General features: G+C 34.4%; 14 protein-coding genes. 10 read left to right on the top strand and 4 right to left on the bottom strand.

From position 1 onward, the window contains the following. Nucleotides 1-297: 297 nt before the first annotated feature. The 7 genes from mltG (at nucleotide 298) to A5880_RS04640 (ending at nucleotide 6608) form a co-directional block, all read left to right on the top strand. Entirely contained in the window at nucleotides 298-1716 is a 1419-nt protein-coding gene (gene mltG, locus A5880_RS04670; RefSeq protein ID WP_086331368.1) for an endolytic transglycosylase MltG, read from the top strand. A 252-nt stretch (nucleotides 1717-1968) separates the two neighbouring features. Then, nucleotides 1969-2442: a transcription elongation factor GreA gene (gene greA, locus A5880_RS04665; protein ID WP_086331369.1), complete on the top strand. Its 474-nt coding sequence runs from the start codon at nucleotides 1969-1971 to the stop codon at nucleotides 2440-2442. 380 nt (nucleotides 2443-2822) lie between these two features. Then, nucleotides 2823-3554: a cell wall-active antibiotics response protein LiaF gene (gene liaF, locus A5880_RS04660; RefSeq protein WP_086331370.1), complete on the top strand. Its 732-nt coding sequence runs from the start codon at nucleotides 2823-2825 to the stop codon at nucleotides 3552-3554. Then, nucleotides 3551-4618: a sensor histidine kinase gene (locus A5880_RS04655; RefSeq protein ID WP_086331371.1), complete on the top strand. Its 1068-nt coding sequence runs from the start codon at nucleotides 3551-3553 to the stop codon at nucleotides 4616-4618. The genes liaF and A5880_RS04655 overlap by 4 nt, the downstream gene beginning before the upstream one ends. A gap of 84 nt (nucleotides 4619-4702) precedes the next feature. Then, nucleotides 4703-5335, top strand: a complete 633-nt coding sequence (locus A5880_RS04650; protein ID WP_086331372.1) for a response regulator — start codon at nucleotides 4703-4705, stop codon at nucleotides 5333-5335. A 225-nt stretch (nucleotides 5336-5560) separates the two neighbouring features. Continuing rightward, complete coding sequence (locus tag A5880_RS04645) at nucleotides 5561-6226, top strand: potassium channel family protein (RefSeq protein WP_086331373.1); 666 nt, start codon at nucleotides 5561-5563, stop codon at nucleotides 6224-6226. A gap of 70 nt (nucleotides 6227-6296) precedes the next feature. Further along, a complete protein-coding gene (locus tag A5880_RS04640) occupies nucleotides 6297-6608 on the top strand; it encodes a HesB/YadR/YfhF family protein (RefSeq protein ID WP_086331374.1) in 312 nt (103 codons plus the stop codon). Between the two features lie 194 nt (nucleotides 6609-6802). Here A5880_RS04640 and A5880_RS04635 read toward each other — a convergent pair whose 3' ends face one another. After that, entirely contained in the window at nucleotides 6803-8290 is a 1488-nt protein-coding gene (locus tag A5880_RS04635) for a helix-turn-helix domain-containing protein (protein WP_086331375.1), read from the bottom strand. A 392-nt stretch (nucleotides 8291-8682) separates the two neighbouring features. Here A5880_RS04635 and A5880_RS04630 point away from each other — a divergent pair, with 392 nt between their 5' ends. Beyond that, nucleotides 8683-9621, top strand: coding sequence for a glycosyltransferase family 2 protein (locus A5880_RS04630; protein ID WP_086331376.1), 939 nt, complete (start codon nucleotides 8683-8685; stop codon nucleotides 9619-9621). Nucleotides 9622-9696: 75 nt separating this feature from the next. Here the strand turns inward: A5880_RS04630 and A5880_RS04625 are convergent, their stop codons facing one another. The 3 genes from A5880_RS04625 to A5880_RS04615 all read right to left on the bottom strand — a co-directional run bounded on the left by A5880_RS04625 (nucleotide 9697) and on the right by A5880_RS04615 (nucleotide 12837). Further along, nucleotides 9697-10659 carry a phosphoglycerate dehydrogenase gene (locus A5880_RS04625; protein ID WP_086331377.1) on the bottom strand — a complete coding sequence of 321 codons (963 nt, stop codon included), beginning with the start codon at nucleotides 10657-10659 and terminating at the stop codon, nucleotides 9697-9699. 115 nt (nucleotides 10660-10774) lie between these two features. After that, a complete protein-coding gene (gene ispG / locus A5880_RS04620; RefSeq protein WP_086331378.1) occupies nucleotides 10775-11866 on the bottom strand; it encodes a flavodoxin-dependent (E)-4-hydroxy-3-methylbut-2-enyl-diphosphate synthase in 1092 nt (363 codons plus the stop codon). A 158-nt stretch (nucleotides 11867-12024) separates the two neighbouring features. Further along, nucleotides 12025-12837: a DUF1189 domain-containing protein gene (locus A5880_RS04615; protein WP_086331379.1), complete on the bottom strand. Its 813-nt coding sequence runs from the start codon at nucleotides 12835-12837 to the stop codon at nucleotides 12025-12027. 166 nt (nucleotides 12838-13003) lie between these two features. Here A5880_RS04615 and A5880_RS04610 point away from each other — a divergent pair, with 166 nt between their 5' ends. Further along, nucleotides 13004-13612: a superoxide dismutase gene (locus A5880_RS04610; protein WP_086331380.1), complete on the top strand. Its 609-nt coding sequence runs from the start codon at nucleotides 13004-13006 to the stop codon at nucleotides 13610-13612. 128 nt (nucleotides 13613-13740) lie between these two features. After that, nucleotides 13741-14712, top strand: a complete 972-nt coding sequence (dapF, locus tag A5880_RS04605) for a diaminopimelate epimerase (RefSeq protein WP_086331381.1) — start codon at nucleotides 13741-13743, stop codon at nucleotides 14710-14712. Nucleotides 14713-14782 lie beyond the last annotated feature (70 nt).

Genomic DNA, 14782 nt, shown 5'->3' with positions numbered 1-14782 from the left:
ATGAATGAATGAACTAAACGCGACATAGTCCAGTTCTGGTTTCCACATAAAAACATGACTAAAGGTCTAAACAAGCAGGTTAAAAGCCGTACAATGCGTTTTTGCATTGTACGGCTTTTAGACACAATTTAATGATGGGAAAATACGGTATTGATATTATTCACTTTCATTAAATCAACTAATTAAAACAATTCTTACAAGTTAGTGACTTTTTTTTAAAAAAGTTTAAATTTAAAAAGCTTTCATGTATAATGGTAAAAGTTAAAGAAGATCCATAGAAAGTTAGGAGGATTTGTTTTGGCAGATGATAACCAAAATAATCAAGATCATTCCACGTCTTCATTTAAAGACCAAGTCTTGCGTTCATTGCGAGGAGAAGATATTGGTAATGATGATTCAGCTTCCTCTGAACATAACGCTCAGAATTTATCGCAGCATAACGAAGCAGAATATAATAGAGAAAATGCACATTACAATAAGCAGGAAGAGCCGGTGACTCTAGAAAACATGGAATCTGTTGGTTCCAGAAGTGCAGAGCATCATTCAACAATTAACAATGAACCATTAGAAAGCAATAGGCAAGCGCCTAAAAAAGAACCTGAGAATAAACGAACTAGAAAACGAGAAGATCGAATTGTGAGTCGAATCGTATTGATTGTAGCCTCTGTTTTATTATTGGTAATTGCTATTTTCGGTTTTACCTTTTATAAATATGTAGATGCAGGATTACAACCATTAAACAAAAAAGATAATAAATTAGTTCAAGTTCATATTCCAGAAGACTCATCTAATAAAAAAATTGCAAGTATCTTGGAAGAAAGTAAAGTAATCAAAAGCGGTATGGTTTTTAATTACTATGCAAAATTTAAAAATTTAACCAATTTTCAAGCTGGTTATTATCAAATGTCACCTGACATGTCGCTAGATGAGATTGGTACTTTATTGCGAGAAGGCGGTACAGCAGAACCTACGCAACTTGCGGATGGAAAAGTAACGATACCAGAAGGATTTGATATTGATAAAATTGGGGATGCAATCGAAAAAAATACAAAATTTAAGAAAAACCAATTTATTGAATTAATGGAAAATCAAGAATTTTTCAACACGATGAATCAAAAATACCCTGAACTATTAGGTAGTGTGGCGCAAGCGACAGATGTTCGTTATCGCTTTGAAGGGTACCTATTCCCCGCTACGTATGATTACTACAAAGAGATAACACTAGAAGAGTTTGTCGAAAAAATGATTGATAAATCGAACAATGTAATGGAACCATTTATTCCGATGGTTCATGCAAAAGGAATGACCATTCATCAAGTTTTGACATTGGCATCACTTGTTGAAAAAGAAGGGGTAAAAGAAGAGGATCGCAAAAAAATTGCCCAAGTTTTCTTCAACCGCATTGCTGCAAATATGCCGTTACAATCAGATATTTCCATTTTATATGCGTTAGGTGAGCATAAAGAATTGGTTTCTTATACTGACCTAGAAGTAGATTCACCTTATAACCTCTATAAAAATACTGGTTATGGGCCAGGACCAATGGATAGTCCTAGTGAGCAAGCGATTAACGCAGTGTTGAATCCAACACCGAATAATTATCTTTATTTCGTTGCTGATATTTCAACAGGAAATGTTTATTTTGCTGAAACCTATGAAGAGCATCAAGAATTTGTTGCTAAATATGTAAATAAAGAAACTCAAAAAAGTGAATAGTCTTTAAATTTGCGTACTATTATTACGAGCCAACCTATAAGATAGGCGGCTCGTTTCGCTTTAACCAGAATAGATGACCAATGAAGGAAAATAGTTCTGATAATTGACTAAATTTTCTATCAGAATTATAAAAATTAAGTGAATATTATTTACAATTTGCTTAAAGCGTGGTACTCTTTTCTGGATTGAAAGCGGAATTTTTCAATGAAAACAAAATCAGACAATGTAGTAAGTTAAGAAGGAGAAATTAGTATGGTAGAAAAAGTATTTCCTATGACCCTTGAAGGGAAAGAAAAATTAGAACAAGAATTAGAAGAACTAAAAACAGTTAAACGAAAAGAAATCGTTGAACGTATAAAAATTGCTAGAAGCTTTGGTGATCTATCAGAAAACTCAGAATACGAATCAGCAAAAGATGAGCAAGCTTTTGTAGAAGGTAAAATCACGACCTTAGAGAATATGATTCGCTTTGCGCAAATCATTGACAATGATGGCGTTGATTCAGATGAAGTGTCAATCGGAAAGACAGTGACCTTTATCGAATTACCTGATGGGGAAGAAGAAGAGTATACCATTGTAGGAAGTGCTGAAGCAGATCCTTTTTCTGGTAAAATCTCAAATGATTCACCAATTGCTCAAGCGTTGATAGGTAAACGCTTGGATGATCAAGTTGCAATTGCAACACCAGGCGGAGATATGCAAGTTAAAATTACAAAAGTGAGCTAAAGATAACAGCAAAATATTTACTAAATCGAATCATCATGAGCCCGGGACAAAACTAAAAATCAGTTTTGTTTTGGGCTCTAAGTACGAATAAATGCTAAAAGCACAAGTAACTACTATGTTCTGCTTCGATTACATTAACTTCTAAGTATTAATGTACTAAGGAGTGAAGGTTTTGGAAATAAGATTCGATGGTTGTAGAATACAGTGGATGTAGTGAGCTGATGGTGCAAAGTTCCTACTCAATTCTTGGCGTTAAACATTTTCTGTTTCAGCCTGATTGGTGAAAATTAGGGCTAAAGTCCTATAGTAAAATGCGACTGCAGCAACTAACATTAGTATGGGAATTAAGGTATACTTATTTCATAGAAAGGGGGATTATAATGAATAACCCATGGCGTTTTTTTATTGTAGTAGAAGCGTTACTTTTTATTTTAACTTTATGGCAAATTTTACATAACCCAGGTTTGGTCGTGTTATTAGTCCTGGGAATTTTAAGTGTTATTTATGCAATGAAAAAAGTTCATCGCAGTAATTTTAATAATTTTCAATTAGTATTAGGCGTTATTTTGATCTTAATTGGCGTGATGAACAGTCCCGCTTTTTGGTTGATGTTAGTATTTGGTGTCTTATTTGTTGGATTAAAAGGGGTAGAAATTGCTGGTGTAGATATCACTCAGCGGGCACCTTGGAGAAAAAAACAAATGATTATGGTAGAAACGACCAATGTTGAACCTAAAAGTGGTCGTCGTTTCAAGCGACCGTGGTTTGCCAATGAGCGAATAGGCAGCAATGTTTATGAATGGGATGATATTAATATTGATATTCTCTCAGGAGATACGATTGTTGATCTAGGAAATACATTACTGCCTAAAGAAGATAACATTATCATTATTCGTAAAGGATTTGGACGTACCAGAATTTTAGTTCCTCTTGGTGTTGCGGTCACTTTAGAGCATTCAACTTTCTATGGGAATGTGAATTTTGAAGAAGAAAAATATCACTTAAAAAATGAATCCTTAAAAGTTTATAGCAGTGATTTTGATACGAACAATCGCCGTTTGAAAATTCTTACTAATACATTGGTAGGAGATATAGAGGTGATTCGGGTATGACGGGTAAAATATCACGACAGATGCTTTCTTTGTATGCTGCATGTAGCACGTTTATTGTGGTATTGATTACTCTGTTTTCTTATTTTCATTCAATTAAGCAAAAAAATTGGATGTTGGAGCTAATTCAGCGAAAAATATTTTATATTCCGCTGATTTTCCATATGATTTTAATCTCTCTTTTAGTAGGACTTTCAACCTTTTTACTCGTATCTATTGTACAGAAAGCACAATATGGTAGAATTGAAGAAAAACTTCGTTTATTAGCTAGAGGAAGTTACGAAAATCCGGTGATCACCAAGAGTGTTCCTCACGCTAGTAATGATCAATACATTGGGGAAGTAGATCAGGATATTTTAAAAATCAGAACCAAGCTATTAGAGATGTCAAAGGAGTTACAACTGCTTAATAGCCGTCCGCAAATTATGGATGGAGAAACCAAAGAAGAAATTTTAGAAGCTGAGCGTCACCGCTTAGCAAGAGAACTACATGATTCTGTTAGCCAGCAATTATTTGCTGCTATGATGATGATGTCTGCTTTAAATGAGCAGGCCCAGAAAACAGAGACACAAGAGATGTTTCGTAAGCAATTAGTGATGGTAACAGATATTATCAATGCTTCCCAGTCTGAAATGCGGGCATTGTTACTTCATTTACGTCCTGTAAGTTTGGAAGGAAAAAGTTTACGAAAAGGGATTGAACAATTATTAAAAGAATTGCAAACCAAAATTAAAATTGAGTTGACTTGGGATGTTGAAGATGTTCATTTGAACAGCAGTATTGAAGACCATCTTTTTAGAATCGTCCAAGAGTTGCTTTCTAATACATTACGGCATGCCAAAGCAAAAGAACTTGAAGTTTATTTGCACCAAGTAGATAAAAATGTTTTATTACGTTTGGTTGATGACGGTGTTGGTTTTGATATGAATGAAAATGAGAATAAAGCTGGAAGCTATGGGTTAAAAAATATTCGAGAGCGTGTAGCTGGTATGGGTGGTATCGTTAAGATTATCAGTTTTAAGGGACAGGGAACTAGCGTAGAAATCAAAGTTCCTGTTGTAGATTAATCTGTTTAATGTGTATGCATATCTAATGCAAATCTTTTATACTGAACGAGCCATTACGTTTTTAATTTAAGGAGGAAATATCAAGTGATCAAAGTGATGTTAGTGGATGACCATGAAATGGTACGATTAGGCGTATCCTCTTATTTGTCAATACAAGAAGATATTGAAGTTGTTGGAGAAGCTGAAAATGGTCGTATTGGTTATGAAAAAGCATTAGAATTACGTCCAGACGTGATTTTGATGGACTTAGTTATGGATGAAATGGATGGTATTGAATCAACCAAAGCAATTTTAAAGGATTGGCCGCAAGCTCGAATTATTATCGTTACAAGTTTTATTGATGATGAAAAAGTTTATCCTGCCATTGAAGCCGGCGCTGCGGGCTATCTTTTGAAAACGTCCACAGCACACGAAATTGCGAATGCAATCCGAGCGATTTCAAGGGGAGAGCGTGTATTAGAGCCAGAAGTCACGACCAAAATGATGGAGCGTTTGACTAAAAAACAAGAGCCTGTTCTGCATGAAGACTTAACGAACCGAGAACACGAAATTTTAATGTTGATCGCAAAAGGGCGTAGTAATCAAGAAATTGCTGATGAGCTATTTATTACACTTAAAACAGTTAAGACCCATGTATCAAATATTTTAGCTAAGCTAGATGTAGAAGATCGTACACAAGCGGCTATTTATGCCTTTCAGCATGGTTTAGCAAAATAACTTAAGGAAGTTGAAACGAAAATGGATCGTTTCGAGAAATGAAAAAATTCACTAAACTCCATTTTCCGACTTCTGAAAGTATGATTCGATAGGGATATTCCCTAGCAATTTTTGGCGAAAAAAGCATAAAGATATACATATAAAGTAAAACGAACTTGTTGATTCTGTTCAATTATACTAGTGTTTGATATACTGGAATTAAATATAAATCTAGGAGAAATAAAAATGAAGCAAAATTTTGCAATTATCGGTCTCGGAAGATTTGGTGGAAGTATTTGCCAAACATTGATTGAATCAGGTCAAGAAGTTTTAGCAATAGATAGTAATGAAGATCGTGTAAATGAATACATGAATATAGCGACACATGCTGTCGTAGCGAATGCTCAGGATGAAACAACATTACGTTCTTTAGGCATCCGTAATTTTGATCACGTAGTTGTCGCTATTGGTGAGGATATTCAAGCAAGCATCCTAGTAACTTTAATGGTAAAAGAAATGGGTGTGCCAAATGTCTTAGCTAAAGCTGTTAATGAATATCATGCAAGAGTTTTGGATAAAATAGGCGCAGATTTGGTCGTCCACCCAGAACGAGATATGGGAATTAGAGTCGCACATAAATTAGTTTCTAGAAATATTTTAGATTATATTGAGTTGTCGAATGAGGTTTCTCTGGCAGAGGTACGGGTTACTAATCCAAAGTTTTATGGGAAAACATTGGGTGAGCTGAATTTTCGTCAACGTTTTGGTCTAACGGTTGTCGCAATCCGACGGTCAAAGTCAGAAGTTATTGCCTCACCAGCAGCGGAAGAAATTGTTAGAGAAAATGACAATTTATTAGTAGTCGGTGAGACAGACGATGTGGACTTATTAGACGAAAAGATGAATGATTAAAGGCACTTTATTCTCTGAAAATCAGACTTTGTGCTACAATGACAAGTGTGAATAGGGAGGGATTTTGACAATGAAATTAACGATTACGCCTCGTGCGCAGCAATGGTTTAAAGAAGAAGTGGGAGTTACATCAAAGAGCGGTATTCGTTTTTATGGGAAAATTTATGGCAAGACAGATGTCCATGAGGGATTTTCCATCGCCATGTCTGTAGAAACACCAGATCAACCATTAATTACAGAAGTAATAGATGGTATTACTTATTTTATTGAGGAAACCGACGATTGGTTTTTTAAAGGGTATGATCTACTAGTGGATTATGATGAAGAAAAAGATGAGCCAAAATACGTATTTGATGGAAATAAAGAAGATTTAAAACAATAATGTTATAGATTGATTGTCAGGATCTAAAATGAAGTACAGTGAAACGACTGTGTTTAATACCAATAAATAAACTAAGATTCATGAAAATTGTTCTTCACATTTTCGCGAATCTTAGTTTATTTTTTTAGATATTCAAATGTTAATTGCTCTGAGCGATTAACATTTGGTTACAGTGTTTTTTAGCTTCTGTTCATTTAAACAGCAAAAGAAGATAATTTTTCAGTATACCTTTTATGTAGCGTATCGATAAGATGGACTTGATAGTCTAGAGCAGGCGACAAAGGAATGATCTGAAAATTGTTATCTTGTTTAATTTTATTGGATAATAAAAGTTTAGATGTTGCTATGTAAAAGTCGCATGTTTCATCCGAGGTTGAAGCAACAAAAGAGACAGAAATAAAAGAAATTTGTTCTAGAAAATCAAAAAGAGACTGTAAAAAAATGGCATTGGGAGACAAAATAATCCCCACACGTAACTGATATTTTTTGTTACTTCTTTCATAATAGGGAAGAAGTAACAACGTACAAATATGAACAAGATCCTCTAAACATTTTTTTATCCAAACAAACTCTTGAATAGTCGTTACTTCATTTAAAAATGTTCTAACTTTACAAGATAAGGGTTCGTACAAAGGTTTTTGTTCTTTCATGTAAGATTCCATAAAGTTGATGGCTAAAGGCAAAGAGTTTTCCACAACAGAATGATTCAAACAGGTCGTAAAAATATTAATATTCAGCAATTTTCTTTCATCAGAAGTTAGTTTTTTTTCTGAAAATAATGGTGTATAAAACTGTTCGAAATGCTTAATCAGTTCTCCCAAGGGTTGGTATTGGCTGTCCATATACTCTTTTACATAAGGGATTCTAGGATCATTGGCATAAAAGTAAAGACTCCAATAAAACATCATATACGATAAAAAGGTAGATTCTCGTTCGACGATTGGTTTAGGTAATCTTAGTTGTTTCAACTGTTCAACGAAAGAACTATTTGTTTTAGGAAAAATTAGCTGTTTAAATGGCGGTTCGATCATAAAATGTTTTTTTCTAATTCTTAAGTGAGAAATTGTTTTTAGAAGATACCATTCTCGAGGTTCGGTGTAGGTCATCCATTGACGATCTTCTTGGTCAAATAAGTCAAAGCCTCTTTTGGTTTCGTCTAAAGCTATAAAAATATCTTCTCCATAGGATGCAAGCCAAAAAAAATTCAAATAGGCAATTCGGATGATATTTTCATCTCCATTAAGCTGAAGTTTTGAGCAATTCAATTGAATACCAAAATTTTTCAAGTAGTTGATTAAAGGTTGAAGTCTTCGGATAATAGATGCTCTACTGATAAAATGATCTCTGCAAAAATCTTCTATTGTATAGTTTTTTTCTAAAATTGTCGCAAGTAGAAATTTGTAAGGCAAACTTTTTCGAAATAAAAAATGTGAATAAGGAATATCACGTAATATGGACGTGTTAATCTGTACTTTTCCCTGAGAATTTAGAAGCTCAAGCCCTTGTTTTTCCAAAAGATCTTCATGTATATCAGAGAACAATGAATTTAATCTTGCATATGAAAAATCTGTAAACTGTTCAAAATAATGAATGCTATACGTACCATCAGCAGTCATTAGTAAATGCTTAAAAACACTGATTTTGCGTTGCGCAACATCATCTAGTAAAAGGTCTTCCAGCATATTTAGTCTCCCAACTATAATTAATCAATTTTTTTATATAAGTTATCTTTATCACAAAAAAGCGTAATATAAACAAAATATTTATTCCTTAAACTTATAATAACGATAAAATTAATGGAATTCAATTATAATTTAAAATAAAATATAAAATGTAATTATTATTTAAAGTTTTGGTAATAAAGATTAAAGGTTGATTAATCATGGGTGTATCTATCTGTTGTTGGACTTTTATTGAAAACAAATGTTATTTTTACTAGAGAGATTTTTTTGTTGAGAGATCTATTTTTTGTAGAAAATAAAAAAAATAGTGTATGATTTATGCACTATTTTTTTATTATTCTGTAACGGAAGTATGCTATAATCAAATAAGACTATTTTTGGAGGAAGTTTTTATGTTGTCGATTATTGTCCCTTGTTATAATGAGGAAGAATCAATTCCATTATTTTTTGAAGCGGTTGAAAAAGTAAGTGCTCAGTTTCAACATCCTGTTGAATACATTTTTATTAATGATGGATCAAAAGATTTTACGCTAGGCGCGTTACGAAAACTCTACAAAGAACATCCTGACAAAGTTCGCTACCTTTCATTTTCAAGAAATTTTGGAAAAGAAGCAGGCTTGTATGCAGGTCTCAAAGAAGCAAGAGGAGATTTAATTACGGTAATGGATGTTGATTTACAAGATCCACCTGAATTATTACCCCAAATGATTCAAATGCTTGAAGAAAATAAAGAACTAGATTGTATCGGTACAAGACGTGGTGATCGTGAAGGAGAACCTGCAATCCGTAGCTTTTTTGCACGAATGTTTTATCGACTAGTGAACAAAATAGGTGAAACAGAAATGGTTGATGGGGCGAGAGATTTTCGCTTAATGACTCGTCAAATGGTCGATGGCATTTTAGAATTAACAGAGTACAACCGTTTTTCAAAGGGAATTTTTAGCTGGGTTGGTTTTAATACTGAATACATTTCCTATGAGAATCGTGAACGTGTTGCAGGTGCAACATCATGGTCTTTTTGGAGTCTATTGAGTTATTCTATTGATGGTATTGTCAATTTTTCTGAAGTACCATTAAACCTTGCTTCTTATGTAGGAGCATTTTCATGTTTTGGTTCGGTAATAGCGATGATGATTATTTTCTTTAGAACAATCATTATAGGTGATCCAACAAGCGGTTGGCCATCAATGGTTTGTATTGTCTTATTTGTTGGCGGCTTACAGTTGCTTTGTCTAGGAATTATTGGGAAATACATAGGAAAAATTTTCCTAGAAACCAAAAAGAGACCAATTTATCTTGTAAAAGAAACTGAAAAAGATCATAAAGACTAGTGTGTATTTAATAAGATAGAAGCTAAGATTGGGGTTTGGAAAAAATGTTTACTCGTTTTCCAAACCCTAATCTTTTTAATATCCTTTTTTTAATGTGATTTCATTTTTTATTAAAGTACTATCTTTGATAAACTGTTGGAGATTTTGTAAGAATATAGTCAGTAATTTTGTTTTGAAATCTGATGTTAACCCAGAAATATGAGGTGTTATCAAGACGTTGTCCATTGTCCATAATGGACTATTATCAGGCAACGGTTCCTCTTCAAAAACATCTAAAGCAGCAAAGCTGATTTGTCCATTAGACAATGCTCCAATTAAGTCTTCTGTATTGACAGAAGAGCCACGTCCGACATTGATAAACACTGTTCCTGGTTTCATGGATAAAAACATTTGTGTATTATAAAGATGATAGGTTTTGTCTGTCAATGGCAAAATATTCACAACGATATCCATTTCTTTGACGATTCTGCTCATATTTTGTTGCGAATAGCATTCAATGAATCCGTTAGTAACATGTCCGCTTGTGTTCACACCATAAGCTTGAATCCCTAACCCGTGAGCAAAACTAGCTAATTGCTGGCCAATTTGTCCAGTTCCTACAATCAGCATTTTTTTAGTAGCTAATTGCTGATAGGAAATGTTTTCCCTTGTCCAGTGTTTGTTTGTCTGATTAGTGATACTTGTCCGAATTCCTCGAAACTCGGCGAATAACACACCTAGAACATGTTCTGAGATTGATATGCTATGGATACCGCTAGCATTCGATAATAAAATCTTTTTTTCGGCAAAACCCTTTAAATCAAATGTGTCCACACCTGCAGAAATTGATTGAACCCACTTTAAACGACTAGTATTAGAGCTTAGTAATTGTTGACCTAAAGTCGAATCCCAACCTAACATAATTTCGATAGCATCTTTTTCAATAGGTGAGTGATCTCTTGTAGAATCAAAAACAGTGTAACCTGATGCTGTTTGCTTGATAATTTCGATCTGTTCTTTTTTCATGTGTTCTTGAAGATAGATAATCGGTTTGTTCATGTTGATTCCTCCTTCGCCTGTTCATTGTAACAAAAAAACACTGCAAACTAAAAAAGATTGAACTTGTTGTTCGTTCAATCTTTTTTATGATTACAGTTATTTTTAAAGATAGTGACTATATTTCTTCTCCGCGCGCATAAGCTGCAGCAAGTAAGTCAACTTCTTTTTTCAATTCTTCGACCATAATTTCTTCTGGAACAGTTCGAATGATTTTTCCTTTTTTGAAAAGCATTCCTTTTCCGTTACCACCTGCGATACCGATGTCAGCTTCTCTTGCTTCACCAGGACCGTTTACTGCACACCCCAAAACAGCTACTTTGATGGGTGCTTTGATTTTTTCGATATATTCTTCGATTTCATTTGCGATAGGGATTAAATCAATTTCAATTCGTCCGCAAGTTGGGCAAGAAATCAAGGTTGCCGCATTACTGGCAAGACCAAAGGCTTTTAACACTTCTTTTGCTACCTTGATTTCTTCTACTGGATCAGCTGAAAGTGAGACACGACAAGTGTTTCCGATTCCGCGGGAAAGTAACGCACCAAGGCCTGCAGCAGATTTCATCCCACCAGAAAATTTAGTTCCCGCTTCTGTGATTCCTAAGTGTAGAGGATAATCAAATGTTTGTGCGGCTAAAGTATAAGCCTCAATCGCTAAATTGACATCACTAGCCTTTAAAGAAACAATGATATCGTAAAATTCTAAATCTTCGAGAATTTTGATATGCTCAACAGCACTTGCAACCATTGCTTCAGCTGTTGGGTAGCCGTATTGTTGTAGGAATTTTTTCTCCAATGAACCAGCATTCACGCCGATTCTAATAGGGATACCTTTCGCCTTGCAAGCTGTAACAACTTTTTCAACACGATCTTTGCGTCCGATGTTTCCAGGATTGATTCGAATTTTATCAACGCCTTGTTCAATGGCTTTAAGTGCTAATCGATAATCAAAATGAATATCAGCAACTAAAGGAATTGAAATTTGACGTTTAATATCACTTAATGCATTAGCAGCCGCTTCATCTGGGACTGCAACACGAACGATTTGACAACCTGCTTCTTCTAAACGTTTGATTTGAGCAACTGTTTCTTCAACATCATGTGTTTTGGTTGTACACATACTTTGTATAAACAATTCGTCGCTTCCGCCAATGGTTAAATCACCAATCTTAACTTGGCGTGTATTTTTACGATGGGTCAATTCTCCCATAATGAATTCTCTCCTTATTGCTGTGCTAGTTATTTTGTTGATAGTTACTCAACAAGTATAATTCATGCTCTATCTTAACACATAATTATAAAACTGAGAATGTAAGAAACTCTTAAGATTCTACCAAATATCTAAAGAAATCATTCTCACGTCTTGGGTTATACTAAGGGTGGTTCGTGACGTTCTTCTTTACTAGTTGTGAAGAAAAAGATCAATAAAGAAATGAAAACAATCAAAAAGCTGTCATCGAAAGACCAGTTGAAAAAATGGAGTAGGCTACTTAGGATAACGGGTAACGTTGCGCAATAGGTCACAACTTTCAAACAATCAATGAAGCGTAAGTTATATAAGCGAATCTTGCTATAAAGATTTGCTCCGACCGCAATTAAAAGTAAGTTAATAATCAAATTAATCAATGTTGGGTACAACGTAAAAATAAAAATAAGCAGTTTTATCCAAAAGGGAATACTCGCTGTATCTAAGCTCTTTTTGATAGTTTGACTACTTAATCCATCTAAAGAACCTTTGGTGTATGGAACTTCAAATTGATTGGCACCAAATAATGATTCTGCCATCCCAGAGTCTGGCAATCCGATGACGAATGAATCTTTCAATAACCCCAAACTTACTGCATTTCCAATCGAATCAGTAGAAATATCACTAACTGTTCGTTTTCCTTCAGGATCAAAAGTAAAGATAATTGAATTTGTCTGATAAATAAATCCTTCTGCATCTTTGCTTGTGTGTAAGTTCCCCTTATCAATTTTGAAATCTGGCAGTTTTTCGGCTATTTTTTGCCCATCATTCTTAATTTCCCTCATAACAGAAAACATTTGTTTGGTAATCGGAAGGGCTAAAATAACACTCAAAAAAACAAGATAAAAAATAACTTTCCAAAAAGGCATGTTTTTAGCTGCACGAAGATCAGAAAATCGAAAAAGAGACGATTTAAAAAGCGTAAATGAATTCATAGATGTTCTCCTAACTCGAAATAAGTATACAGGTCATTTTAAATGAGTTAACGAGTAAAAACAAGTTTTACTGAACTTTTGTAAGCAATTACTTTGAAGCTTGCCATAAAATCTGTTATGCTATGAACGTATGAAAATTTATACTTAATTAATGGAGGGATTTTTTATGACTTACACTTTACCAGATTTACCTTATGCTTATGACGCATTAGCACCTTATATTGATGTAGAAACTATGCACTTACACCATGATAAACACCACAACACATATGTGACGAACTTAAATGCAGCGATTGAAAAACATCCTGAACTAGGAACAAAATCAGTAGAAGAATTAATTTCTGATATGGACGCAATTCCTGAAGATATTCGTACAGCTGTGCGCAACAATGGTGGCGGACATGCAAACCATGCTTTCTTCTGGGAAATTATGGCGCCTAATGCTGGCGGCGCACCAACTGGTGAAATCAAAGAGGCAATTGATGCAACTTTTGGTAGCTTTGATAAACTAAAAGAAGAATTTAAAACAGCTGCTACTGGACGCTTTGGTTCAGGTTGGGCATGGTTAGTTTTAAATAATGGCAAATTGGAAGTTACTTCAACTGCCAACCAAGATTCACCTCTAATGGAAGGCAAAACACCTGTTTTAGGTTTAGACGTTTGGGAACATGCGTATTACTTAAACTACAAAAATGTACGTCCTGAATATATTGATGCATTTTGGAATGTTGTTAACTGGAATGAAGTAAATAAGCGTTTTTCAGCAGCTAAATAACCCGTAAAATAAAATTTTTATAAATTTTTTTGAGGAAAACAGTAAAATACACTGTTTTCCTCTTTTTGTTTGTGGCATACTAATAGTGAGGGAAGAAAAACAAGTGATATGGTAAAGGAGTTGTTACAATGAATATACACATGCAAAAAGTTCATGGCTCAGAAAATGATTTCTTTTTGATTGACGAGATGAATTTAGAACACACCTTTACGGAGCAAGAGATTGACCGTTTACGTATGTCATTGTGTAATCGTGAGACTGGTTTACTTGGTGGTGCTGACGGATTGTTACTTGTTGAAGGATCAGCAAAGAGTGATTCATTGGCTAAGATGCGTGTGATAAACAGTGATGGAAGCGAAGCGAGTATGTGCGGCAATGGTTTACGGACAGTTGCTCGTTACCTTGCTGAAAAATATAGTAAAGAATCTTTTTCAGTGGAGACGATGTTTGCGGATTTAAAAGTACGAAAAGCACCTAATCTGGCTGAAGGTGTAACGACCTATCAGGTAGAAATTTCACCAGTCCGCTTTGAAACAAAAGCAATTCCGATGAAGACGAAAAGAGAAACAATTATTGACGAAGTGATTCCTGAATTGTCTTCTACATTGAGGTTTTCAGTAGTGGCTGTTCCAAATCCCCATCTGATTACATTTGTTGATCATCAAACAATGTTTGGCAGTGAATTTGAACGCATTGCAAGGTATGTCAATGGTGAAAATCCAATTTTTCCAGATGGAATCAACGTAAGTTTTGTTGAAGTTTTAGAAAAAAACGAACTATTTGTACGTACATTTGAACGTGGCGTTGGTTTTACGAATGCTTGTGGTACAGCAATGTGTGCAAGTAGCTTAATGCATGTCTTGTTACATGACGGTGATTTTGGAGAACCTATCATTGTGAAAAATACTGGAGGTATGGTCAAAACGTTGGTACATGAAGAGGATGCAGAGGGGTATTGGATGGAATTAATCGGCAATGCGGCGATTACCTACATAATTTCAGGGGACTTATCTGATTTATCTGAAGGTCGATTTGATCAATTGAATATTAAAGAGACAACTGAACAAGAAGACTATCTTGCTTTTTTAAAGTTGATTTAAATAAATGGAAATCTAAAAAAAATCTGTGAAAAATGATAGAACGCAATAAATTGTTTGGAAAATGTTGGTA

The sequence above is a fragment of the Enterococcus sp. 4G2_DIV0659 genome, from assembly GCF_002140715.2.
Classification (GTDB): Bacteria; Bacillota; Bacilli; order Lactobacillales; family Enterococcaceae; genus Enterococcus_L; species Enterococcus_L mansonii.
The sequence above is the reverse complement of the archived record's forward strand: the minus strand, read 5'-3'. Positions and strand labels throughout refer to the sequence as shown.